Here is a 23,222-nt window from a genome sequence, read left to right as displayed (position 1 = left end):
TCAATGTTTAGATTAAGAGAGAACGCTAACAATATCGGAGAAGCAGGATGAATCGCACAGAGTTATTTGATCAAGATTACGGTGACGAACAACTTGAATTTGAACATAAGTTAACGGCAAAAAGTAAGTCACGAAAAGCTAAGTGGCGTGAAATAGAACAAATCAAAGAGCAGCGCCGTTTACAAAGAGAGCTTGCCCAATATGAGCAGTATTCATATTAATGAGAAATACAGCGTTTAGTATGGCGTTGATGAAATAGGCTAATGATCATTCATTGGCCTATTTTATTTATTAAAAAATATTATTAGGGCGTGTTGATCTTTCAAGTTTGTTTTTGCAGCAGTTTGTTTGGTATTTATACAAGGCAGCGCTTGTGTAGTGTAGTCATTCTCGGCTCTGGCTTCCTGTTTCACCCTAGCTCCTGCATCCATGCAGTCGTACTCAAATCAAGCGATAAAGACTTTATGCTCCTGCAAAGCCAGCTTACCCCATATCCGTGTGGGGCAACACAGTAAAAATGCCAAACAAATCTTGCCCGAAGGGTTCAACTAAACGCCTCCTGCTTGTTGCCTACATGGATGTAGGTACTTAGCGTGAGCAGGAGCGGAAGCTGTACTTAAATTAACCATAGACGACTATGCAAAAATTCGAGTGCCGCGATCAGAAGTCGTTTATCTTGAACAAAATTCAAACAGCAAAGTTCAACACGCCCTAGCTTTTGTGCCGCTTAATTTCCTATCAGCCCATTGAGGTGAGCAACGGAACAACGTCCTAATGCGCCAAGGGCATATCCCCCTTCTAATACGGAAACGATTCTACCTTGGGCATATTGCTCAGCAATCAGCTTAATTTCATCTGTGATCCAACGATAATCAGCTTCCGTTAGGCTGACTTGTGACATTTCATCTTCAATATGCGCATCAAACCCCGCAGAAATAAAGATGAATTCAGGCTTGAATTGGTGCAGTTGAGGAAACCATTTTTCCGAGATCGCTTTTCTAAACTCAGGACCTTTAGTTGCGGCATCAAGCGGCGTATTGATGATAGGGGGGCGATCACTGGCTTGCATTTCAAAAGGATAAAACGGGTATTGATAGGATGAACAAAATAATGTGCCAGTTTTATCTTTAATGATGTTTTCTGTGCCATTGCCGTGGTGTACATCAAAATCTAAAATGGCGACGCGCTGCAAATTATGGTATTTCTTGGCATATTCTGATGCGATCGCGATGTTATTAAAAATACAAAACCCCATGCCTTTGTTACGTTCAGCGTGATGACCTGGAGGTCTAGTCAAACAGTAAGCGGCATCTAATTCACCTGACATCACACGATCAACGGCATCTTTTGCAGCTCCGGCAGAATAAAGGGCGGCAGTTAAAGTGTTAGGGTTCATCGCGGTGTCATCATCTAAGCGAAACAGACCTTCAGTTGGGGCATTATTGTAAATATAATCAATGTAATCATCATCATGTGCTAATGATAAATATTGGCGATCTAAAGGCGTTGCGTCAATTTGTCGAATGACATAATCTAAGCCGCTTCGTATCAATTGATCTTGTACTGCGTCTAATCGCGCTGGAGATTCTGGGTGATAGTCTCCCATATTGTGATCATTGCATCGATAATGGCTAATAACGCCTACGGTCATGTTGTTTCCTTAACTATTTGTTCTGTTAGTGTCAGTGTTAACGCAACTTCATCAAGTTCTTCAGAATAAGCTCGAACAAATCCAGCATTTTCAAATACTTTTAACATAGGTGCATTGTCTCTTCTGACACAGGCGACTAATTTTGCGACTTGTCGTTTACGTGCTATTTTTATCATTTGCAGTAGTAATGTGGTGGCCATGCCTTTACTACGCTGTCCTTCGCTAATGACAAAAGCTACTTCGGCAGCATTGGTTGCTTCAATATAATAATAACGTCCAACGGCTTGAATAACCTCACCTAAATGATCCCGTTGGGTGAAGCATAATGCCAGATCTTTGTGTTGATTAACACTGACAAGGTTGCAGGATTTTTCCCTTGTCATTTGTGTGGCATGGTGGTTATAGCGCATGATCAATGTTTCTTTGGTATGAGAATAAAAGAACTCTTGTAACTTACGCTCATCCGCCGGCCCTAGTGGCCGTAAAATGTATTGTTCACCTTTGAAAGTAAATGTTTTTAATTCAATGGCGCCTAATTCAGGTACTGAAGTCGGTGTGTTATCTTGATACTCAGGCACCCAATAATTTTTACGTACATCTTTTAATAGCTGCTCTCGAAATTTGGGGTGGGCAATACGAATTAACTCAAGTGCCCGCTCTCTAATACTTTTACCTATTAAGTTGGCAATGCCATATTCTGTAACAACATAAGCGACGTGACCACGTGAGGTCACGACACCGCCGCCTTCGGTAATATGAGCTACAATGCGAGATATTTTGCCATCTTTAGTGGTTGATGGTAATGCAATAACTGGTTTACCACCTTTACTCAACCAAGCGCCGCGGATAAAGTCTACTTGGCCACCAATACCACTATAAAATTGATAACCGATAGAATCTGATACTACTTGCCCGGTTAAATCGACCTCAATGGCACTATTAATTGACACCATGTTATCGTTTTTAGCGATGTTGACAGGAGAATTGATGTGTTCAGATGGATAAAATTCAACATGCTGATTTTTATCAACAAAGTCGTACAATCTTTGAGTGCCAATACAAAACGACACCACAGTTTTACCTTTATGGAAGGTTTTACGGCGATTATTAATCACACCACTTTCCATTAGATCAACAATGCCGTCAGAGATCATTTCGCTGTGTACACCGAGATCTTTATGGTTTGCTAAGTAACGTAAAACAGCCGCAGGAATTTTTCCGATACCAATTTGAATGGTTGCGCCATTTTCAACTAATAAGGCGGTGTATTGACCAATACGCTCTGATACTGGGTCTAACTCTGGCTCTGGAATTTCAGGTAAGGTTTGCTCGGCTTCAAACCATGCATGCACTTGATTAACGTGTATAAAGCTATGCCCGTTAGTGCTGGGCATTTGAGGGTTTATTTGTGCTATCACATATTTTGCCGATTTAACTGCCGAAGCAACCACGTCAACACTGACTCCTAGCGAACAATAACCGTATTTGTCTGGAGGGCTGACCATAATGAGGGCTGCATCTAATGGCAATATGTTCTCTCTAAACAAGGTGGGAATTTCGGAGATAAAACAAGGGGTGTAGTCAGCTCTGCCTTCAGCAACGGCTTCCCGAATATTTTTACCGCCGATAAAAAAAGAATTAACTTTAAATAGTTCTTTATGTTGGGCTTCTGCCCAAACGTTATCAGAAAACGTTAAAATATGTACGGTTTCAATATCATGCAACAGGGCACTGTTATCGATTAAATTTTGAATTAACGCATTAGGCACTGCGGCATTTGAGCCAATAAAAATTCGATTACCAGACTTTAAATAATCGCTCCATAGAACCTCTTTTCCATCTTTGTTTGTAAGTTTCATGACTACTCGTTTTATTCGGTAATAGTGGATAACTGTATCTGGTCATTGTGAAACAGATAGTAGCAGCAATACTTTGATATAGCTCAATTTTATTCACTTTAACTTTGTTCAAGTCGAAAACCTATTTTTAGTGTTACTTGAAAGTGTCCAACCTTTCCATCCACGATATGACCACGGGTTTCTGTGACTTCAAACCAATCCATATTTCGTATGGTTTTATGACATTCTGCAAGGGCATTTTGAATCGCATCATCGGTACTGACTTTAGATGAACCGACCATCTCAATTTTCTTGTATGTATGGTGATCTGACATAGTTGTTACTCCTTATTGATAGATACACTTTCACTATAGAACAAATATTGTGAGATGAAGTGTTAATGTCTGTTAGACATCACTGGTCTGATGTTTTATTCTGATGCCAAATAACGCTGTATAGACAGCGGAAATATTGGCGTTACCAATTAGTTTGGTAAATTCGTTTTGAACAAGTTTAGGTGATTTAATGTTTGCAGCAATTAAGGGCTGGGGAAAGTGTCTTCCACCAGCGACTTTAACCAATGATGATTTAGCAACATTTTTAGAGACAAGTGATGAGTGGATCACATCACGTACCGGTATGAAAGAGAGAAGAATCTCTCATGTAAATGTTAGTGAGCTTGCTTATGTTGCCTGCGAACGTGCGCTAGCTGCTGCAGGAAAAAAAGCGAGTGATGTTGAGTTAATTGTTTTTGGCAGTACAACGTTTGATGAGTTGTGCCCAAATGCAGCATCCAATGTTCAGCGTTTACTTGGTGCTGATAAAGCAGCATGTATGGATGTCAACACTGCCTGTACCAGTGGTATGTATAGTTTGACTACTGCCACTGCAATGATTAAAAGTGGTGTGGTTAAATCTGCACTTGTGATTGGTGCAGAAGCAATATCACCTATCATGGATTGGCAAAATAGAGATGTTGCTGTGCTTTTTGGAGACGGTGCAGCTGCACTTTACCTTGAAGCAAGTGAGCACGAAGAAGGTGTACTTGCAGAATCATTAGGGTGTTTTGGTGAGTCTCGTGACATATTAGCCGTACAAGGCTGGGGTATGAAGTACGCCAATAAATCTCGCTTGTTAGGCCAATCTAACTGGGCATTTTTAGGGCAAGAAATCTTCAAAAAAGCAGTGGCAGGTATGGCACAAGGCTGTAGTAAAACGCTGGAAAAACTTAACTTTGGCGCTGAAGATATTGATTTGGTCGTACCGCATCAAGCGAATCTTAGAATTATCGATTCGTTGGCTAAAAAGCTGTCGTTATCCAGTGATAAGGTGTTTATCAATATTCATAAATACGGCAACATGTCAGCGGCTACTGCACTAGTTGCTTTTGTTGAAGCGATAGAAGAAGGGCGTGTTAGCGCTAATAGCCATATACTTTTACCTGCATTTGGTGGTGGGCTGACATGGAGTGCTCATGTGGTTAAGTTTGGTGAACGAACAACGGCAATTGCTGAGTCTGATGTTGACTTGCCTGAATGTACGAAATCAGGTTTAGCATTAGTGCAAGATCTTATTGAACGAAAGAAAGGCTAAGTTAAGCGAAGTTAGGTTACGGTGTTATTTACGCCGTAACCTGCATTGATTAGTTTGTTGCGGCTAATGATGGGTGTGGAGGATTAATAATCAGCACTTTATAGCCTTCTGCTGAAGTTTTCCCCCAGGTTGAACGTTGTTCTCGTTCAAACACTTTTTTAACTTTCACTAATCTATCATCGAAGAGCTGATAAGTGCTTGTATCTGACTGAGATATATCCATAGTGAAAAAGATATATGCACTGCCGCTTCCTTCAAATTTAATACGACTTTCTAATGGCACACCATTCTCATTGATAATAACGTGAAAGTCGCCTGAAAAATCATCAACATACTCATGCACTTCTTTGTTTTCAATGATGGCATGAAGGGGTAAGCTGAAATTAAGTTGTCGCATGTTTTTATCATGATAGCTCACCGTTTCTTCATTGAGATATATAGCCTTATCGATAAAACGTAACAAACTTGGTGCGGCTGATAACATCCGCTTCATTTCTGCCACGCCAACACCACCAACGGCATTTAACGTTGGGGTATTAGCGTCTTCATTTTGTTGTTTTAAGTTTGACTCGTTATCTAGTTTATCAATTATCTCATCACTAAATATAAGCTCTAATCCTTCATGGTTGTCATTTAATGCCACTTGGATCAACCCTGTTTTAGTTTTAAGGCTTTTTCTTTTTTTACCGCGCTTTTCGGTGAAAGAAGATTCAACCGTTGCTGAAATGGGAGTGTCACCATTTAAGGTCTGTAATACACTTTTTAGATCGGTTAGTCCGTCAGCTAAAACATAAGAGCTGTTTAACAATAAAACCCCTAAAGTTGAGTAACATAAGCTGGTACGTATCACATTATCTCCTATATGTTGTTCCGTCTTATTTTATTAGTGTGTATATATTTAACGCAATCATCAAAGATAAATCGTTAACAATTGTGTCTAGCAAGTATGAGGGGATTTATTGCGTAAAGTTCATTTATGTTAAGTCGCTAAATTTGACCTTTTTCCTTTTGCTGGTAAGGTTGCATAGATAATAACCATAATATAGGGATTTGGAGAGACAATGACTCAAGCAGTAACCAGTGCAACGAAAGAAGATATAAAAGCGGCTTATTTGACCGCAGAAGATTTAAAATTAGCAGTGTCATTGTTGTATCAAGCCTACCATGACGATCCTGTATTTATGGACATTTTCAACAGTGAGAAAAGTGATTATGAACAACGACTTCGAGCTGCTATTCGTGAAGAGCTGAATGCTTTTTGGCAAGCACAACAACCTATGGTTGGTTTATATCTTAAAGAGGCTATGGTCGGAGTTGCTTGTTTAAATAGTCGACAAGATGGTGTGACAGCCGACCGGTTTTGGCATTGGCGCTTAAAAATGTTGTTGGGCGCAGGTTATTTCAGCACAAAACAAATGATAGAAAAAGAAGAAAAAGTGTTAGCTGAAGTGCCGATGGAAAAATTTCATATTCTTTCTTTTATTGCTATTCACCCGTTACATCAACACCATGGCTTTGGCCATTATCTGATGGCGGCGGTTAATACCTTGCTCGATGAATATCAAGACAGTGAAGGTGTTGCCGTGTATGCAACCTCAGAAAAATATAAAGCATTTTTCAGTGATGTTGATTATGAATTTATCAAAGAAGTGGCTGTTGGCAATGTCTCAGGCTCTTTGATGGTGCATTATCGCAGCCAGCCTTGACTATAATAAATGTTAAAGAGGTATTAACATCTTATTAACTTGTGAGATATGTCTTACATTGTTGTGAGATATTATGTCAATTTAAGAAAATAATATTTTAAGACTTTTCTTATCTTTATGAAATATATAGATTTAATGTGTTTATTGCCATATTCGTTTAAATTTTTAGTAAAAATTATTGATTTACCTACTAGGTAAAATTTCTAACTGGCGTAATATTAATGTTGTCAGGACGACACAGCTCAGGAAGAGCTGAAACTTAAATAATAAGTTATGGATAGCATTTGGAGATTCAGGGATTGGATCATAGGCAGAGGTCTATAGGATGTTATACGGATGTTTTTTTCATGGAAGATGGTATCGGGATGATACATAAATGGAATAATGATTTAACTTAGGATGAGTTATTTAAAGGGAACTTTTAAGGTTTGACATGGTTGTTAAATAGGAACTGGCTAAGGATAGTCTGTCACGGACGATGCGGGATACCAATAAAGCAGGATGCAAAAGCTAGTTATAGAAATGCGGCTCTTAGTAGCCGCATTTTTTTATGTGTTTGATTTATCAAACAAGCAATACTACTGAGAAAGTTTCTCCCCGTAGTATGAATGTTTCCCCATCACCGCTTGACTTCCGTTAAGTGAAAATGAGTATCCGCATAAAGTAAACTTGTTGCGTTTTGCAATGTCTTGAAGCAAGTCTTTGGTATCTAATGGTGAGAATTCTGCAAAATAATATTCTTGAGATTCAATGCTTACTTGTATCGCTCTGTATTTGGAGCCGCTATTAAAAGTGATACTTTCACAACTTTTATCACCGATAGCTTGGCGAATATTCCAAATTTCTTTTTTGTTTGTGCTGTCTGCTTGCCAACTGATAATAATGCCTTCAAAGGGGGTTGTGTAAAGCTCAAAATCATCTGGCATGGCTAAGCGGTTTTGTCGACTAACCTCTACTTCATTGGTTTGTTCTATTGTTTCTGTTTTTATTTTGGCTGGTGATTCACTATTTGACAAAGACATCAGGTAAGTGATCAGCATAGCGACGGTAATTAAGACCACCAACGTAATGGTCGTCGCAACGGCATTCTTGTTGTTAAGTAGTTTTTCTCTAATTAATTCTCCAATATCAATGGAGTGTTGGTGATTGCTCGTGTTGCCATGAGCATGATACTGTCTCGTAGACTCAATTTTTTGATCAATTGCAGCATATGATTCTAAGTGATTAATGTCGGATGCAAAACTAGGCTCAATTTTTTGTCGCGGTTTTCTGCTATGGCTGTTTAAATCAATTGGCCCGGCATAACCTAATACATAGTGATAATTTTTTTTGCTTGGGTAAGTTAATAAAATTGCTGAAACTGCCAAGGATATTAGGGAGAGCCAGAAAATACTGGGACCTTGAAAGGAAATAATTAAACTAGCAGTTAATAAAAACACCCCGCCAGGTACATATAACCAATGAAATGCTAAATTACTATCGGTTAGGCGGCGTTTTGTACTACAGGTGATAGCAATTGAACTTAGAATTAAGGCGATAACCTGTACACTGGTTGATGTTTGAAAGAGCACGGTTATAAAGAGAAAAAATAGATGACTTGATAGAATGATCAGTGAATACCTTTGGCGGTTATCACATCCTAACCAGCAGATAAGCGAACGGTAAAATAGCAAAATAACTCCAATAAAAGGTTGTAATACGTACGTTAGTGGCTGAAATTAGCAATATTTTCATGCTTAATGAATCTATAGTATATCGTGCTTAGGCAAAATATAAGAGAGTCTATTGTGGTTTTTCAGTAAAAAAATCTTCAGTCGATTATGGTATGAGATGCTGTAAGACATTGCCCTATATTTTGTCAGACAACCTGTTTTTAGTGGCTAAGAAAAGTTCAGGTAATGATTTTAATGTATTGATACATAAAGATAATTATATCATTTTTTGTTTTGTGTTAATTTTTATTCTGGCGAATGTAAATAATGTTACTGGTGAATTTTAATACGCTGAGTACACTTAATGCTGTCAGGATGACATGTTAAGGATAGCTACTTAGGAGAAGGAAGACCAGCGAGCCTGAAACAGGATGTTGTACGGTCGCAATGCTCAGCAGGGAAAGGAGTATGGAAATCAAACATTGTATGTTTGCTAAATATGAACAGGCAGGATGCTGATAGGGAATCTAATAACAGGATGTTATTATTATCAATAAGGAAATATTCTGTAAGGAAACGTAATATTTAGACTGAGGAACAGTGCACAAGGTTAAATGGAATTAACATCAGGAAGAAACTGAGCAAATGTTGGTACAATGAGTACCTGTAGTAAGGAAAAGCGACACTTAGTCGCTTTTCTTTTACCTATTATTTTTCAAAGCTCAGGACGTGCTCTTTTTTGTTTAATTATTTGACTGAATCGACAGTGAGATTAAATTTTAAAAGCAGGCACTTCAATATTTGCTAATTTATAGTTTTTCAATGCTGCTCGCCCGGTATATTGGCTTTGACCATCACCGCTAAATTCAAAATCAAACACACTCAACCAATAAAGCCCTAAGCGTTTATTAAAGCATAATCGACTTGAGACTCGCGCTAAACTTAAATATTGTAGTTTTTCTTGCTGGCAATATAGTTGAATATGCTGTCTGGCGAATTCAGACACTTTACGAAGAAAGATAAAGTACCAAAATATCAAGCAGACCAGTAGTAACAAGTAGATATTTTCCATGATGTTAATTACTCTCAGGGGTAAATAACAAGCCAATTGCTTTCGAAAGCGCTTCGCTTCTTTGCGGTGCTCGCATACACTGAAATAACAAAGGACGAACCGTTGGTATAGCGACTAAGTCTTTAAAAATTGCTGGAAATAGCGCTTCGTCGTGCTTTACCAAGTGTTCAAGTAATAGCATGGTTCTTTCAGGTGTGTTAATCGCTTGCCAGCATCTACCACATAGAGTGATCAATTGACTGTCGGACAACTCTTGTTGTTCAAGTAAGCCTGCAATATGCTGATCAACAAAGGGGTGCTCCGCCGAAGAGGCTAATGCCCTTAATAACATCTGTTGCTTGTCACTATCTGTTTGTTTAATTTGCTTAATAATTGAAATTACTTGCTCAATCACGCCAACTGGCAAAGGGCAATTTTCAAGCGCTCCACACAGCGGGCTTAACACTTCAAACGGTAGATGAGTCAAGCCATCACTTAACAATTGTACATTGTTCTGTTCCGTTAGTCTGGCGGCAAAGTCTGTAATGCCTTGTACCCCAATATGTTGCCATTGTTGCCAATTTTGTTCAGATAAATATTGGCAAAAATTAGCATAGTGCTCACTTGGTGTTTGTTTTAGTTCAACAGTTAACAAACTATTTAGCATGGCTAGTTTATATTGCGAAGGGGTAAATAAATAAGGGTTACTATTGAGTAATTCTTGCTGCTTATCTGTTGGGTCAACAGATAAGTCATTGCCTAATGCTTCAACAATTATCGCAATAAAATGATTGCGAGCTCCTTGATTGAGCAAGCCACGCTCATCTAAGGGCAGTTTAGCAAACCAGATAAAAGGCTGACTTGAATGCTTTTGCCAAAATGCAATGGCAAAATGTGCATGCCCCTGAAAAGGACTTGGATGAGGGAGCTGGCAATGCTCAATTTTGTCAAAAGTGTCTTTCGATAGTTTTAATATTTTGCGACCAAGATCGTACACGCGATATTGGCATTGTGATAATGAGAGCAGCTCAGAAATGGAAGAAATTGTGGACATAAGCTAATTAAGTATCGAATTATGGCGGCATTATAGAGATAATGTTGACTAAACTCCAATATTGCCGATAAGAGTCAAAAAAATTGCAAGTAAGTGATGTATCAGCTGAGCAGAGTTCAGTGCGAGAAAAGCCTGAACTGACCATTTTATATCAAGATCAATACTTCGTGGCGGTTGATAAGCCTGCTGGTTTATTTGTGCATCGCAGCTATATGGATAGACACGAGATTTATTTTGCGTTGCAGTTAGTGCGCGATATGGTTGGGCAATATGTTTACCCGTTGCATCGCTTAGATAGACCTACATCGGGTGTGTTGTTATTTGCGTTATCTGAAGAAGTCGCTCGTCTTATGGGACAACAGTTTGCTGAACGGCAAGTGAAAAAAATCTATTATGCGTTAACCCGAGGTCATCTTAGCGGAGCCGGCGTTGTTGATCACCCATTAAAAGAAAAATTAGACAAGCTAGGGGATAAACATTCAAGTGAAGATAAAGCCCCACAACAGGCAGTCACTGATTATCAAACAGTGAAAACAGCAACATTACCTATTGCGCTAGGCCGATATGACAGTGTGCGCTACTCTTTAGTTAAATTACAACCCCAAACAGGTCGACGTCATCAAATTCGCCGTCATCTTGCCCATCTGCGCCATCCTATCATTGGTGATATTAATTATGGAGACAATAAACAGAACCCGTTTTTTATCAAACACTTTGGTTTTAAACGCTTGATGCTGTTTGCTCAAGCGTTGAGTTTTATACACCCAATATCAGGTGAAAAAATCACCATAGAGGCAGATTTTGATGAGCAATGGCGCTTCGTTTTTCGCCAGCTCTCTTGGTTGGAATTAGCTAAGTAATATTACTTTTAAAAAGGGCCACTGACTCTAATTGCATTGATGTCTTTTGCAATTAATGCTGAGTAGATCCCTTGGTGGCTTGTGATCTGTTCATCAGTATTTTTGTCACCTCGAATATATACGGCATTAACAAATACTGGCGCTAGATCTTGTTGGTAATCTTGCTGCTGTTGAGTAAAGGCTAACATGAGTTTTTGATCACCTGTCATCGGACGATTGAGTAATGACATCATTAAGTGATGATCCGAAACTAATGGCTTTTTTGTTATTTTTTCTGATTTAGTACTACTACAAGCTAAGTTAGTTAATAACAATAAAGTGATTAATGTAATATTTAATAATTTCATGCGAACTACAACAAGTAACTAAAGACAATCTTGTTATCGCAAACGTTATGCCAATGCACTTTTTTATTTGCCATTAAATTTTTATAGTTAACCTAAGTGGTTATTTATTAAACATAAAAAAGTAATTTGTTTTTTAAAAATAAGACGAAATAATCGTTGATTTTAATGGGTGGTTTAGAGAGAAAAAACAGGTGTCAAAAAAATAACGCTGCCACATTTAGCGTTAACCTAAACGATGAGCAGCGTCTTCTTTGTTATAAATTTTTGCAGGGATTATTCTTCAGATACTGAACGAAGTAGTGCATTAATTCCTACTTTAGCGCGTGTTTTTGCATCCACTTTTTTAACGATAATTGCTGCATATAAGCTGTATCTACCACACTTAGATGGTAGATTACCTGGAACAACAACTGAGCCTGCCGGTACTCGGCCGTAAAGTGTTTCACCAGTTTCACGATCGTAAATACGGGTACTTTGACCGATATAAACTCCCATAGAAATAACAGCACCTTCTTCAACCACTACGCCTTCAACAATTTCAGAACGGGCACCAATAAAACAGTTATCTTCAATAATCGTTGGGCCTGCTTGTAACGGTTCTAATACCCCGCCAATGCCTACTCCACCAGATAGATGAACATTTTTACCAATTTGGGCACATGAGCCTACCGTGGCCCAGCCATCAACCATACAACCTTCATCAACGAAGGCGCCAATATTGACAAAACTTGGCATTACCACCACATTTTTGCCGATAAAACTACCTGTTCGAACCGATGCACCAGGTACAACGCGAACGCCATCAGCTTCAAACATTTCTTGACTGTAGCCACTATATTTCATCGGTACCTTATCAAAAAAAGTACTTTCTGCACCGTCAATGACTTCATTATCCCAGATACGAAAAGACAGTAATACGGCTTTTTTCAGCCATTGGTGAACCACCCATTCGCCAGCGATTTTTTCTGCGACTCTGGCAGAACCATTATTTAAGGCATCTAAAGCATCTAATACCGCGTTTTTCACTTCGGTGGTGACGGTATTAGGGGTAATATTCATTCGATTATCAAAAGCTTCTTCAATAATATTTTGTAACTCTGACATGAGGGTTCCTAGTAACTTAATTAATTGGTAGATGAGGGAATTTCATCAGTTAATTTGGCGCTTAAAGCCTGCTGTTCTGCTAACGTAAGGGCTTTATTTTCACTGTTGGAAATAATAAATACATCCTCTGCTTTTTCACCAAAGGTGGTGATTTTGGCAGAGTGAATACGTAGTTTACATTCTTGAAATATTTGAGCAAAACTGGCGAGAAGCCCAGGGCGATCAAGCGCTACTATCTCAAGCAGTGTACTACGATGTGTTTTCGTTTCTACAAAACTTACTTGAGTAGGTATATTAAATTGCTCTAAACGTTTTGCAGGCGCTTTAAACTTTATTTGTGGGTCTGCAGAGATTAACACTTCAGTCAGTGACTGAGCTAACTCCTGCGCACGATAGCTGTCATTAATTGGCTTGCCTTGTTGATCTAATACCACAAAGGTATTGGCGGTGTATTCAGTCTTACTGGTTAGCACTTTAGCATCAAGAATAGAAAAACAACTAACCCCCAACAAGGAGACGATATTAGCAAAAAGATTGGCTTTATCTTTACTATAAACAAAGACTTCTGTACCACCACGGTAAGGCTTTGGACTGATCAATACCAGTGGTTGACTGCGATCATGATGCAACAGTTGATGACTATGTCTGACAATTTGCTCAGGAGAATAGCGCAGGAAGTAATCTGCTTTAAATTCACGCCATAAGCTCTTTATTGCTTCTTTTTCTTCGCCTTTTTCAAGTAAAATTTCTAATGCTTGCTGTTGGTTTTCTCGTATTTTTGCTCGTAAATCAACGGGCTTTTCCAGACCACGTCTAAAGGCTCGCTTAGTATTAAAATAAAGCTCTTCAAGTAAGTTTTTCTTCCAACTGTTCCACAAGCTTTCATTGGTGGCGCGCATATCAGCAACGGTTAGACAATATAAGTAATCTAAGTGGGCTTCATCACGAACGATATTAGCAAATGTTTTAATCACTTCCGGATCTGAAATATCGCGACGTTGTGCCGTTATAGACATCAGCAAGTGATGTTTGACTAACCACGAAACCATTCTACCATCATGCTGATTTAGCTTGTGCGATTTACTAAATTCAAGCGCATCTACAGCGCCAAGCTCTGCGTGATCACCGCCACGACCTTTGGCGATATCATGAAAAATACCAGCAAGATATAAAAGCTCAGGTTTACGGATGCGCTGTACTATTTTGCTACACAGTGGAAATTCATCGTTATATTGTGGCTGGCTAAAACGATATAAATTTTTGATCAAACGATAGCTATGCTCATCGACAGAGTAGGCATGAAATAAATCAAATTGCATTTGTCCTACAATACTGCGCCATGCTGGTAAATAAGCACTTAAAATAGAGTGGCGATGCATTAAGGTAAAGGGCAGGCCTAACCCTCTAGGATGCTTAATAATTTCAATAAATAACTGACGACACCTTGCATAGTCGAGCATGCCAGATACTAAGCGACGGCGTGCATTACGCATTAATCTGATGGTATCTGAATGTAATTCGGTTATTTCGTCATGTTTGGCAATCAGTAAAAACATTTCCATGATCTTTACCGAGCGCATGAAAATGCGAGTATTGGTTGCTTTGATTTGACCATCAATGACAACAAAATCATCATTTAAGACTATTTTTTGATCAAAGGCATTGTCTTTGAGAATGGTATATTCAAAATGTTGTAATAACATTTTATTTAATTCAGCAACTCGGCCAATGATTCGAAAAAAACGCTTCATCATGCGCTCAATCGCAACTTTACCTTCATCACCAAAGCCCATGAACCTTGCTACATCTCCTTGATAATCAAAGAGTAGCCTATTTTCATTTCGACCGGCGATAAAGTGTAAGGCACAGCGCATACGCCAAAGGTAGTCTTGACACTCTAACAGTTCAAAATACTCATTTCGGGTAAGGTAGTCGTGTTCAACTAATTCTTCTAATGATTCTGCGACAAAATGTCGCTTCGCTACCCAGCCTATAGTTTGTATGTCACGCAAACCGCCGGGGTTAGCTTTTAAATTAGGCTCAAGCGTGTAAGCTGCACCATTGTATTGTTTATGCCGATTCAGTTGTTCATCGCGTTTGGCAATAAAAAACTTCTTTGAAGTCCAGAAAACATCTTCATTGAGTAGTGGCTGTAAATGCTCGGTAAGCGCTGTGTTACCGCACACTTGACGCATTTCCATTAAGTTTGTTGCAACGGTAACCTCATTAACCGCTTGCTTTAAACATTCTTTAATACTGCGGACACTATGACCAATATCTAATTTAACGTCCCATAACTGGGTAATAAATGCGGATATTTTTTCTTCTTGGGCTTTATCAATACTTTCTTGTGTTAATAGTAGAATATCAACGTCTGAATAGGGATGTAACTCACCTCGGCCATAGCCACCGACGGCGACTAAAGCAATTTGGTACTCATCAAGTGAATGTTGGCTCCACAGTTTAGCTAACACCTGATCGATATAATAGGCTCTCGCGTTGATGATATTGGTGGCATCATCAAGGTGAAATTGCTCTTTTTGCCACGCTAAAAAGTCTTTATTTAATTGACAAATTTCTTCCGTCGATATTTCAGGCGAGCTAATTGAAAGGGATTCGGTAAATTGCTCTGGCACGTTAGATTGGGAAAACAATTGAGTTACTCGCTCTGAATGTTAAATAAAAAATACTCGCTATCGCTATCAATGGTTATTGCACAAAGAGTTAATTGTGCAATATACGACTGATAGATTCTTCTTTTCTTAGTGTTAAAATTTCACAACCAGTTTTGGTCACTACCACAGTATGTTCCCATTGCGCTGATTTTTTACCGTCTATGGTATAAACGGTCCAATTGTCTTCTTTATCTAAAATGGTATTAGCACGACCCAAATTAATCATAGGTTCAATGGTAAAGCACATACCCACTTCCATTTTAGTTTTTTCTTTATTTTTGTAGTGCACAATTTGGGGTTCTTCATGGAATTCTTTACCAATACCGTGACCGCAATATTCTTTGACAATCGAATAACGCCCCGCCTTTTTGATAAATTTTTGAATCGCTGTGCCTATTTCTCCGAAGGTATTACCAGGTTTTACTTTTTTAAGGCCTACATAAAGAGCCTCTTGAGTAATACGACATAAGCGATTGTCTTCAGGGGATACATCACCTATCAAAAACATTTTACTGGTATCACCATGGTAGCCATCTTTGATCACTGTAATATCGATATTAATGATATCACCATCCACTAAAGGTTGATCATTAGGAATACCGTGACACACCACATGATTAACAGAGGTACAAATAGACTTGGGAAAACCATGATAATTCAATGGCGCAGAAATCGCGTTTTGCACCTTCTCTGTATATTGTGCACATAGTGTATTTAATTCGTCAGTGGTAATGCCTGCTTTTACATGTGGTTCTATCATTTCTAATACATCGGCAGCCAGCTTACCCGCAACTCGCATTTTTTCTATTTCTTCCTGACTTTTAATAACTATGGTCATTGATACCTCAATTGAATTATTGTAAATAAAGATGCTATTGTGTCATATAACATCAATTTTACCCGTTTTTCGTTGTTATTCACAATGGTGAAAACACGTTAAGTGCTAATATTTTTTTAATGTACTTATAACTATTTTGGGTTTTATTCAGTTTGTCTTATTCTTAAGAGAATAACTTTAATGTTTCATTAACGTCTATGTATGAAGAAGTATTTGAATCAATTATTAAAATAACCAAGAAACAAGACTCAGATGAGTTTAGTGTAAGTGTTGTTGCTACGATAGCTGAAATAATACCTAAATCTATTGTTGCCTTGTTTAGATATTCTGCTTTTGCCGAAGTAGGGTATCAGTGTGTCACTTCTTTAACCATAGATAAATCGAACAAAAAAGGGGAACAATACCAGTGGGAAGTGGACTTACCTTCCTCTTCTTTACAATATATAGATGAGTATCAAAAAAGCTTAACTCAGCTGACAGAATTTAGCACCGATGATGGTCGATATCATGTGTTTATCCCTATCGAAATAGACGGTAAAATTGTTTACGGCATTGAAATTTCATCTCCCAAGAACTTTAAGAAAAAGCTCGATATGCTCAGTGCTATCACTAAGGTGTGTAATAACTTTTATACCATTTTGTCGTTTAGTGAAGTGGATAGTTTAACTGGCCTATATAATCGTAGAACCTATGATAATAAATTAAATTCGTTATTAAAAAACCAGCAAGCGACTCAACAAGGAAGTGAGCATCAAGGTCGTATGGAAGATGAAAATGCTCGCTTAGTAACCCATGAAACACACTCTTGGTTAGCCATTATCGATATTGATTTATTTAAAAAGGTTAACGATAAGTATGGTCATCTTTATGGTGATGAAGTGTTATTGAGTTTGTCACAATTGATGCAAAAATCTTTTAGAAAAAATGATTTACTGTTTCGTTTTGGTGGTGAAGAGTTTGTCATTATTTTAGAGCCTATTTCGTTTGAGCAGGCAGAAAATGTGTTAGTTAAATTTAAAGATATTGTTGAAGGGCATCCCTTTCCTATGGTAGAACGCATCACAATTAGTTGTGGTTTTGCTAAAATATCTGAAAAAGATCACCCTAAAACTGTCTTTGATAATGCTGATAAAGCCCTATATTACGCAAAAGAAAGTGGTCGAAATCGTGTTTGTAGTTATGAAACATTGGTCAAAATGAGCCTAATATCCGACAATGCTGAAGAAGGTGAAATTGAGTTATTTTAACTGTTTGTCATACCGATAAACCGTGAGCAAGTTTATATCAAGTGAAAGTGTGTTGTTGTCGTGTTTAAAGAGATGGCTTTCGCTTGAGCATTAGTCAAAATAAGGTGTTGTGTTGCGATGAACCGTAAAAAGAAAATTAACGAAACATTAAAAAAGAAAGCTAAAAAAGCGAACGCAAAACTACATAAAAATAATAAACCTCGTTACATTTCTAAAGCTGAAAGGGAAAAACTAGCTGCACTTGAGCAAACTGAAAACGATACATTGCACGAGTAGCGAATAAGCTTATTCTGTGCTGATGGTTAATATCGATTAATCGGTATTGTTACTAGGGGAGAACAGGTGTTTTTAAAAGGAGTTAGTCTTCCAGAATGCCGCAGCCAACTTTAGTCCTGAACACCTTGTGTTCAGGGCGGAAATTGCTTAACTGCCGTAGGCTTCCCGATACGAGCCGGGCTTGCGCAATAGTAATTAATTAACTTCCTTAGGTAATACTTATCGGCTCAGGGACATAGTCAACATACAAACACCCCAGAAGACTTAATGCTAATTATAGCGAATATTAGTGGCGTCATTAAGTCTTTTTTCGATTAATCTATACCAAGTGGTGATAGAACAAGCTAATTGACTTATCTTTAACCACTTATTGATTTTGAATATTTGGGCAGGGTTGGTAATTAGGATCTTTTGATCGCCAAATGACTTCATCAATCAATTGTTGATTCGCTTTTGCTTCGCCGTAATTCAGCCCACTATCTAGCCATTGTATGAACAGTGATGGATCAAAAAACATGACATTACTTGCTTGGTTAAATCGGCTCCTTGATTCTTTGTTAAAAGGCTTCTCTTTTATCACTTCTAGGGCAAGTTCCTTAAAGTTGTGCTTTTCATAATAGGTTTTCATTAATCCTATACCAACCATAGTGCCCAGCATTGATTGACTGTTGTTTTTCATTTGTTGCCCTAGTTCAAAGCAAGTTTCTGCAAGTACTGAGTTTACCTCAGCACTACGGCAATAGTTTACTGGACCAAGAAAACCGGAAGTAAAGCTATCAAGATTAAAGCTGAGCCAAATAAGGTTTGCGTTGTCAGTACTTGTTAGAAAATATTTACTTGCCGTTTGATAAAATAATGCGATTTGCTCATGATAATATCCTGTAAACTTATCCGCTTGGCTTGCATGTAGAAGGACATTGTTGGCTTGTTCAATTTCCCCTTGTTTTAGTAAAATCATGGCTAATTTGAGCCAGAGTTCACCATTATCGTCAAAAGCCGTTATTTGCTTAAATAAACTGTCATCACAATAACGGTAATTGTTTTGTAAACAAGCAGATAATAAGTGTGAATAGGCTATGGTGTTATCAGGGTACTGTTGGTAAAAATTAAAAAGAGAGTCAGTATATTCTTGGTGATCTTTAAGGCGTTTAGCTTCGGCTTTTTGTTGACCACTTTCATCGTATCTTTTCGCCTTATCAGACAGTAAAATACTCATTAACTGTTCATTTGGCAGAGTTATATCTAATTGTTTTAATAGTTGTGACTCTAAATTTAATACCGTTTTTTCATCCAATATTGATGAAGGTTCGCAGCTGATCATGTCATTGAATTCTGTCTTTTCTATCTTAGTTCCGTTATTTTCTTCTTTGTTTTCGGCAGGTTGAGCGTTTTCTGTTTGCAAGGGAGGCTTTTTTACTTTAGTTGTATTTATTGTTGCCTTTTGTTGCAGCACTGATTTATTTTGTACTGCGGCGTTTGTATTATTTTCAGAATGGTTTGGAAGATAAACAAAGTAATAAAATATAAGAAAAACAAGAGAGAGTAGAGTAAGTATAAGACCTCGTTGTCTGTTATTCATGTTTCCTCCATAAACACGAAAATTGGCTTAAGCTTTTTTCTTTGGCTGTTTTACTGCTTGTTCAATGGTTTGTTGTAATAGGTCTATTTGGCTGTGTAATGCTTTTTTCTCTTGTTCAAATTTGCGTTGTTGAGTCAAATAATCATTCGCTAAATTGAGCGCCGTCATTAACATGGTTTGCTCGGGGGTCTTTAACGACTGTCCCTTTTGTTTATCGTTATTTAATCGTTGGTTAACTTCTTCTGCTGCTTGTAACAATGCAGATTCTTGTCCTTGCGGGCAAGCAACTTTTAGTCGGCGGTTCGCCACTTCAATTGTTACATTATGTTGATTCATAAAAGTACAGCGACTCTGGTTAACGATTAATGACAGTTCAAATACATTACTAAGTTTGCTATTTGACTGTAAAACATACAGTTTTAGCTTACTAGCATCAAAATGAACTATAACGGTGCACGATCACAAGTGCAAGCGCGATTTTGTATTATTCTTCAATAGTTTTATGAGCGGTGCAATGGTAGGATAAAGCGATATAAAATTTGGCTAATATATTGAGCAAATGACAGACAATAATCCTTTAGACTTCGCTTCAGTACAAGCGATCATTACCACCGAAGATATAAAAATTCATGCGGCCGAGTTGCACGGCGTGTTAACTGGCTTAGTGTGTGCGGGCTACCATTTTGAGAATAGCGATTATTTAAGCATGTTAAATGATGTGTTTAATAATGGTGAACCCTTGCCAAATAAAGTGCGTACGACCACCAAATTGATGTTCGGCCAAGTGTGGCAAACCATACTTGACGATTCTTATAGTTTTAATTTGTTACTGCCTGATGATGATGACTCTTTGGTTGAGCGAGGTCATGCGTTGGGAGCTTGGGTACAAGGCTTTAATTTAGGCTTTGGTTTACAACAAACTAAAACGGCGAAATTTTCTGATGACGTAAAAGAAGTGCTGAGTGATTTCGCCGAAATTGCCAATCTTTCTGATGAAATTGAAGAAGATGAAACTACAGAACAAGCCTATTTTGAAATTGCTGAATATGTCAGAATTTCTGCGTTGTTATGTTTTACCGAATTAGGTACACCGCCAGAAACTAAAGATACATCTGACACTTTGCATTAAGGGGGAGTGATGAAGCATACCTTAATGCCTGTTGGTGAATTTGCTGCGCGACGTGCCAAAGTACTGGCGCAAATGCAAGATAACAGCATTGCATTTTTTTCTGCCAATAGTGAAGTAACTCGAAGCAATGACACTGAATACTTATTTTGCCAAGACAAAGGGTTTTATTATTTAACTGGTTTTAATGAACCTGATGCTGTGCTGATGTTGGTAAAATCTGATTCCTGTCACAGTGTCTTATTTTGTCTAGCCAAAGATCCATTAGCAGAAGTTTGGCATGGCAGGCGAGTGGGGGCAGAAAATGCCCAAAAAGACTATCAATTTGATCAGGCTTTTGAATTAGCACAGCTTGAAGATATCGCCATAGAGCATCTTGCTAATAAGTGTGCGGTTTATTATTGTCGAGGACATCAAAAAGCCTTTGATACGCAACTGATGCATTGGCTTGCACAAGTGAAAGGACAATCTCGTCAAGGGATTAAAGCACCACAATCACTGATTGATGTTCAACCATTGCTCAATGAGCTGCGTTTGATCAAATCATCGGCTGAAATTGACATCATGCGGCAAGTGAATCAAATAAGTGGTAAGGCGCATCAACGGGCGATGAAAAAAACTCATGGGGGCGTATTTGAGTATCAAATTGAAGCAGAATTATTACATGAGTTTGCCCGTCATGGTGCGCGTCATGCCGCGTATAATTCGATTGTTGCTGGTGGTGAAAATGCCACCATTTTACATTACACCGATAATTGCGATCCGTTAGCAGATGGTGAATTATTGTTAATTGATGCTGGTGGTGAGCTTGCTGGCTATGCTGCCGATATTACCCGAACCTTTCCGATCAATGGACGATTTACTGAGCAACAAAAAGCACTGTATCAGTTGGTGTTAGACGCGCAAGAACAATGTATTAATGCCATCAAACCCGGGCAAACCTTAGCGAAATTGAATGAACTTTGTATTGAGATCTTAACTCAGGGCTTGATTGACTTAGGCATATTGAACGGCCAGTTAACTGAATTAATTGCTGATGGCGCATGTAAAAAGTATTTTATTCATGGCTTAGGTCATTGGTTAGGGCTTGATGTACATGATGTGGGTGATTACCAAGTTGAAAACCGTAAACAACTAAGAGCATTTGAACCTGGTATGGTGTTGACCATTGAACCAGGGTTGTATTTTGCTAAAGATGATCTTGATGTAGAAGAACAATGGCGTGGTATAGGGATCAGAATTGAAGATAATGTCTTAGTCACTGATCAAGGTCATGAAAATTTAACGACAAATGCGCCAAAATCTATCCAAGAGATAGAGCAATTAATGAATAAATAATTGTTTGAATAAAACAACAAACCAAAGTACGAGATATTTGTGAGTGATACCAAGCAACATTTTGACGTAGTCATCGCAGGCGGCGGTTTATCAGGCGTTTTGTCTGCGATTAGTTTGGCGCCATTAACCAAACAAGATGGTAGCAAACTGTCAATAGCCATAGTTGAAAATAATGCGCTGCATGATGACGTGTCGTTAACCTTTGACTCCAGAGTATTAGCGCTTTCTCATGGCAGTGTCAGTTATCTGCAATCGTTAGGTGTGTGGCAAGAGCTGGGGCAAAATGCTGCGCCGATCAACCAGATTCATATTTCCGATCGCGGTAAATATGGCAAAGCTAGAATTAATGCTGATAGCCATCAAGTTTCTGCGTTAGGTTATGTGGTGGAAATGTCTCTTTTAGGTAAGGCCTTGCTTTATTGTGCAGCACAATTTGTCAATATCACGTGGTTTTGCCCTGATACTATTACGTCAGTTAACTGGCAAGTTTCACACGTTGACATGCTGTTGGCGTCAGAGCAAGCGATATCAGCTCAATTATTACTTGCGTGTGATGGCGCACAATCTAAATGTCGACAATATGCCAATATTGCTTCAAGCACTAAAGCATATGAACAATCAGCGTTAATAGTTAATGTTACTATGGCAAAGCCTCATCACCATGTTGCTTATGAGCGCTTTACTGAGACTGGCCCCATTGCCATGTTACCATTGACTGATGGTTCACAAAATAGCCATAAATGCTCGGTTGTGTGGACAGTTCGCCCTGAACAGGCTCAAACATTAATGTCATTATCGGCCGCTGAATTTAGTCACGCATTAACTAATGCTTTCGGTCGTTGGTTAGGCACCGTGGATAAAGTAGGGCAACGAGTAGTATATCCTCTGCATTTAGTCAGGGCGAAGGAGCAAGTATTTCATCGTATGGTGTTGGTGGGTAACGCTTCTCATACCATTCACCCGATTGCGGGACAAGGTTTTAACTTAGGGTTGAGGGACGTTGCCGCGCTTAGCCATATGATAGCCAACCAACTTGCTGACGCTAATGATATTGGGGGATTTTCTAATTTAGCTGCCTACGCAGAGCAACGAGCGAGAGATCATCAAAGTGTGATTGATTTAACGGACTCCTTGGTGACGCTATTTTCTAATGAGTTACCGCCATTAGTAGCAGGACGTAATGTCGGCTTAAAAGTATTAAATTATTTCACGCCATTAAAAAATACCTTTGTTAATAAAACCATGGGTTATTAAGGGGAGTGAAATGATGATAAACAAAAGAGATTT

22 protein-coding genes and 1 other RNA gene are annotated in these 23,222 nt (G+C 38.5%); 9 read left to right on the top strand and 14 right to left on the bottom strand.

Features of this window, described 5'->3' with window-relative positions:
- Positions 1-47 precede the first annotated feature (47 nt).
- A complete protein-coding gene (locus tag IV514_RS06180; RefSeq protein WP_206484095.1) occupies positions 48-221 on the top strand; it encodes a DUF3545 family protein in 174 nt (57 codons plus the stop codon).
- A 506-nt stretch (positions 222-727) separates the two neighbouring features.
- Here IV514_RS06180 and IV514_RS06175 read toward each other — a convergent pair.
- The 3 genes from IV514_RS06175 to IV514_RS06165 all read right to left on the bottom strand — a co-directional run bounded on the left by IV514_RS06175 (position 728) and on the right by IV514_RS06165 (position 3,824).
- On the bottom strand, positions 728-1,651 hold the full coding sequence (locus tag IV514_RS06175; RefSeq protein WP_206484094.1) for a histone deacetylase family protein: 924 nt from the start codon (positions 1,649-1,651) through the stop codon (positions 728-730).
- A complete protein-coding gene (locus IV514_RS06170) occupies positions 1,648-3,510 on the bottom strand; it encodes a bifunctional acetyl-CoA hydrolase/transferase family protein/GNAT family N-acetyltransferase (RefSeq protein ID WP_206484093.1) in 1,863 nt (620 codons plus the stop codon). The genes IV514_RS06175 and IV514_RS06170 overlap by 4 nt, the downstream gene beginning before the upstream one ends.
- Positions 3,511-3,608: 98 nt before the next feature.
- Entirely contained in the window at positions 3,609-3,824 is a 216-nt protein-coding gene (locus IV514_RS06165) for a dodecin (protein WP_206484092.1), read from the bottom strand.
- A gap of 190 nt (positions 3,825-4,014) precedes the next feature.
- Between IV514_RS06165 and IV514_RS06160 the strand changes: the two genes are divergently transcribed.
- On the top strand, positions 4,015-5,082 hold the full coding sequence (locus tag IV514_RS06160; RefSeq protein ID WP_206484091.1) for a ketoacyl-ACP synthase III: 1,068 nt from the start codon (positions 4,015-4,017) through the stop codon (positions 5,080-5,082).
- A 49-nt stretch (positions 5,083-5,131) separates the two neighbouring features.
- On the opposite strand, the gene IV514_RS06155 is transcribed toward IV514_RS06160, so the two are convergent.
- Positions 5,132-5,932: a hypothetical protein gene (locus tag IV514_RS06155; protein ID WP_206484090.1), complete on the bottom strand. Its 801-nt coding sequence runs from the start codon at positions 5,930-5,932 to the stop codon at positions 5,132-5,134.
- A gap of 211 nt (positions 5,933-6,143) precedes the next feature.
- Between IV514_RS06155 and IV514_RS06150 the strand changes: the two genes are divergently transcribed.
- Positions 6,144-6,788 (top strand): GNAT family N-acetyltransferase, encoded by a 645-nt coding sequence (locus IV514_RS06150; protein WP_206484089.1) that lies wholly within the window; start codon positions 6,144-6,146, stop codon positions 6,786-6,788.
- A gap of 578 nt (positions 6,789-7,366) precedes the next feature.
- On the opposite strand, the gene IV514_RS06145 is transcribed toward IV514_RS06150, so the two are convergent.
- From IV514_RS06145 to IV514_RS06135, 3 genes are all read right to left on the bottom strand, one after another.
- A complete protein-coding gene (locus IV514_RS06145; protein WP_206484088.1) occupies positions 7,367-8,461 on the bottom strand; it encodes a hypothetical protein in 1,095 nt (364 codons plus the stop codon).
- Positions 8,462-9,212: 751 nt separating this feature from the next.
- Positions 9,213-9,512: a DUF3301 domain-containing protein gene (locus tag IV514_RS06140; RefSeq protein WP_206484087.1), complete on the bottom strand. Its 300-nt coding sequence runs from the start codon at positions 9,510-9,512 to the stop codon at positions 9,213-9,215.
- Between the two features lie 4 nt (positions 9,513-9,516).
- Complete coding sequence (locus tag IV514_RS06135) at positions 9,517-10,545, bottom strand: DUF3549 family protein (RefSeq protein WP_206484086.1); 1,029 nt, start codon at positions 10,543-10,545, stop codon at positions 9,517-9,519.
- A gap of 83 nt (positions 10,546-10,628) precedes the next feature.
- Between IV514_RS06135 and truC the strand changes: the two genes are divergently transcribed.
- Positions 10,629-11,405, top strand: a complete 777-nt coding sequence (gene truC / locus IV514_RS06130; RefSeq protein ID WP_206484085.1) for a tRNA pseudouridine(65) synthase TruC — start codon at positions 10,629-10,631, stop codon at positions 11,403-11,405.
- A gap of 8 nt (positions 11,406-11,413) precedes the next feature.
- On the opposite strand, the gene IV514_RS06125 is transcribed toward truC, so the two are convergent.
- The 4 genes from IV514_RS06125 to map form a co-directional block, all read right to left on the bottom strand.
- Positions 11,414-11,752, bottom strand: a complete 339-nt coding sequence (locus IV514_RS06125; protein ID WP_206484084.1) for a hypothetical protein — start codon at positions 11,750-11,752, stop codon at positions 11,414-11,416.
- Between the two features lie 273 nt (positions 11,753-12,025).
- Complete coding sequence (gene dapD / locus IV514_RS06120; protein ID WP_206484083.1) at positions 12,026-12,856, bottom strand: 2,3,4,5-tetrahydropyridine-2,6-dicarboxylate N-succinyltransferase; 831 nt, start codon at positions 12,854-12,856, stop codon at positions 12,026-12,028.
- Positions 12,857-12,876: 20 nt separating this feature from the next.
- Complete coding sequence (gene glnD / locus IV514_RS06115; RefSeq protein WP_206484082.1) at positions 12,877-15,510, bottom strand: [protein-PII] uridylyltransferase; 2,634 nt, start codon at positions 15,508-15,510, stop codon at positions 12,877-12,879.
- A 70-nt stretch (positions 15,511-15,580) separates the two neighbouring features.
- Entirely contained in the window at positions 15,581-16,369 is a 789-nt protein-coding gene (gene map, locus IV514_RS06110) for a type I methionyl aminopeptidase (RefSeq protein WP_206484081.1), read from the bottom strand.
- Positions 16,370-16,566: 197 nt separating this feature from the next.
- On the opposite strand from map, the gene IV514_RS06105 reads away from it, so the two are divergent.
- Together IV514_RS06105 and IV514_RS06100 are read left to right on the top strand one after the other, a co-directional pair.
- Positions 16,567-17,616 (top strand): GGDEF domain-containing protein, encoded by a 1,050-nt coding sequence (locus IV514_RS06105; RefSeq protein ID WP_206484080.1) that lies wholly within the window; start codon positions 16,567-16,569, stop codon positions 17,614-17,616.
- Positions 17,617-17,733: 117 nt separating this feature from the next.
- Positions 17,734-17,892, top strand: coding sequence for a DUF2986 domain-containing protein (locus IV514_RS06100; protein WP_206484079.1), 159 nt, complete (start codon positions 17,734-17,736; stop codon positions 17,890-17,892).
- 83 nt (positions 17,893-17,975) lie between these two features.
- On the opposite strand, the gene ssrS is transcribed toward IV514_RS06100, so the two are convergent.
- The 3 genes from ssrS to IV514_RS06085 all read right to left on the bottom strand — a co-directional run bounded on the left by ssrS (position 17,976) and on the right by IV514_RS06085 (position 19,807).
- Positions 17,976-18,157, bottom strand: a non-coding RNA gene (gene ssrS / locus IV514_RS06095) — 6S RNA.
- A gap of 102 nt (positions 18,158-18,259) precedes the next feature.
- Positions 18,260-19,471 carry a tetratricopeptide repeat protein gene (locus IV514_RS06090; RefSeq protein WP_206484078.1) on the bottom strand — a complete coding sequence of 404 codons (1,212 nt, stop codon included), beginning with the start codon at positions 19,469-19,471 and terminating at the stop codon, positions 18,260-18,262.
- Between the two features lie 27 nt (positions 19,472-19,498).
- The gene (locus IV514_RS06085) at positions 19,499-19,807 is read right to left on the bottom strand and encodes a cell division protein ZapA (protein WP_206484077.1); all 309 of its coding nucleotides are present in this window, start codon (positions 19,805-19,807) and stop codon (positions 19,499-19,501) included.
- 223 nt (positions 19,808-20,030) lie between these two features.
- On the opposite strand from IV514_RS06085, the gene IV514_RS06080 reads away from it, so the two are divergent.
- From IV514_RS06080 to ubiH, 3 genes are read left to right on the top strand one after another with little or no spacing between them, the layout of a single operon-like run.
- The gene (locus tag IV514_RS06080; protein ID WP_206484076.1) at positions 20,031-20,600 is read left to right on the top strand and encodes a UPF0149 family protein; all 570 of its coding nucleotides are present in this window, start codon (positions 20,031-20,033) and stop codon (positions 20,598-20,600) included.
- A gap of 9 nt (positions 20,601-20,609) precedes the next feature.
- Positions 20,610-21,935 (top strand): Xaa-Pro aminopeptidase, encoded by a 1,326-nt coding sequence (gene pepP, locus IV514_RS06075; RefSeq protein ID WP_206484075.1) that lies wholly within the window; start codon positions 20,610-20,612, stop codon positions 21,933-21,935.
- Between the two features lie 39 nt (positions 21,936-21,974).
- Positions 21,975-23,189, top strand: coding sequence for a 2-octaprenyl-6-methoxyphenyl hydroxylase (gene ubiH, locus IV514_RS06070; protein ID WP_206484074.1), 1,215 nt, complete (start codon positions 21,975-21,977; stop codon positions 23,187-23,189).
- Positions 23,190-23,222: the final 33 nt, after the last annotated feature.

Source organism: Thalassotalea sp. G2M2-11 (genome assembly GCF_017168195.1).
Taxonomy (GTDB): Bacteria; Pseudomonadota; Gammaproteobacteria; order Enterobacterales; family Alteromonadaceae; genus Thalassotalea_E.
Note: the sequence above shows the minus strand (reverse complement) of the source record. Positions and strands in the feature narration are given on the sequence as shown.

What these genes read in the sequence shown, in the direction of transcription:
- IV514_RS06180 (WP_206484095.1), top strand. Translation starts at nt 48, where the DNA reads ATGAATCGCACAGAGTTATTTGATCAAGATTACGGTGACGAACAACTT.
- IV514_RS06175 (WP_206484094.1), bottom strand. Translation starts at nt 1,651, where the DNA reads ATGACCGTAGGCGTTATTAGCCATTATCGATGCAATGATCACAATATG.
- IV514_RS06170 (WP_206484093.1), bottom strand. Translation starts at nt 3,510, where the DNA reads ATGAAACTTACAAACAAAGATGGAAAAGAGGTTCTATGGAGCGATTAT.
- IV514_RS06165 (WP_206484092.1), bottom strand. Translation starts at nt 3,824, where the DNA reads ATGTCAGATCACCATACATACAAGAAAATTGAGATGGTCGGTTCATCT.
- IV514_RS06160 (WP_206484091.1), top strand. Translation starts at nt 4,015, where the DNA reads ATGTTTGCAGCAATTAAGGGCTGGGGAAAGTGTCTTCCACCAGCGACT.
- IV514_RS06150 (WP_206484089.1), top strand. Translation starts at nt 6,144, where the DNA reads ATGACTCAAGCAGTAACCAGTGCAACGAAAGAAGATATAAAAGCGGCT.
- IV514_RS06140 (WP_206484087.1), bottom strand. Translation starts at nt 9,512, where the DNA reads ATGGAAAATATCTACTTGTTACTACTGGTCTGCTTGATATTTTGGTAC.
- IV514_RS06135 (WP_206484086.1), bottom strand. Translation starts at nt 10,545, where the DNA reads ATGTCCACAATTTCTTCCATTTCTGAGCTGCTCTCATTATCACAATGC.
- IV514_RS06125 (WP_206484084.1), bottom strand. Translation starts at nt 11,752, where the DNA reads ATGAAATTATTAAATATTACATTAATCACTTTATTGTTATTAACTAAC.
- dapD (WP_206484083.1), bottom strand. Translation starts at nt 12,856, where the DNA reads ATGTCAGAGTTACAAAATATTATTGAAGAAGCTTTTGATAATCGAATG.
- map (WP_206484081.1), bottom strand. Translation starts at nt 16,369, where the DNA reads ATGACCATAGTTATTAAAAGTCAGGAAGAAATAGAAAAAATGCGAGTT.
- IV514_RS06105 (WP_206484080.1), top strand. Translation starts at nt 16,567, where the DNA reads ATGTATGAAGAAGTATTTGAATCAATTATTAAAATAACCAAGAAACAA.
- IV514_RS06100 (WP_206484079.1), top strand. Translation starts at nt 17,734, where the DNA reads ATGAACCGTAAAAAGAAAATTAACGAAACATTAAAAAAGAAAGCTAAA.
- IV514_RS06090 (WP_206484078.1), bottom strand. Translation starts at nt 19,471, where the DNA reads ATGAATAACAGACAACGAGGTCTTATACTTACTCTACTCTCTCTTGTT.
- IV514_RS06085 (WP_206484077.1), bottom strand. Translation starts at nt 19,807, where the DNA reads ATGAATCAACATAATGTAACAATTGAAGTGGCGAACCGCCGACTAAAA.
- IV514_RS06080 (WP_206484076.1), top strand. Translation starts at nt 20,031, where the DNA reads ATGACAGACAATAATCCTTTAGACTTCGCTTCAGTACAAGCGATCATT.
- pepP (WP_206484075.1), top strand. Translation starts at nt 20,610, where the DNA reads ATGAAGCATACCTTAATGCCTGTTGGTGAATTTGCTGCGCGACGTGCC.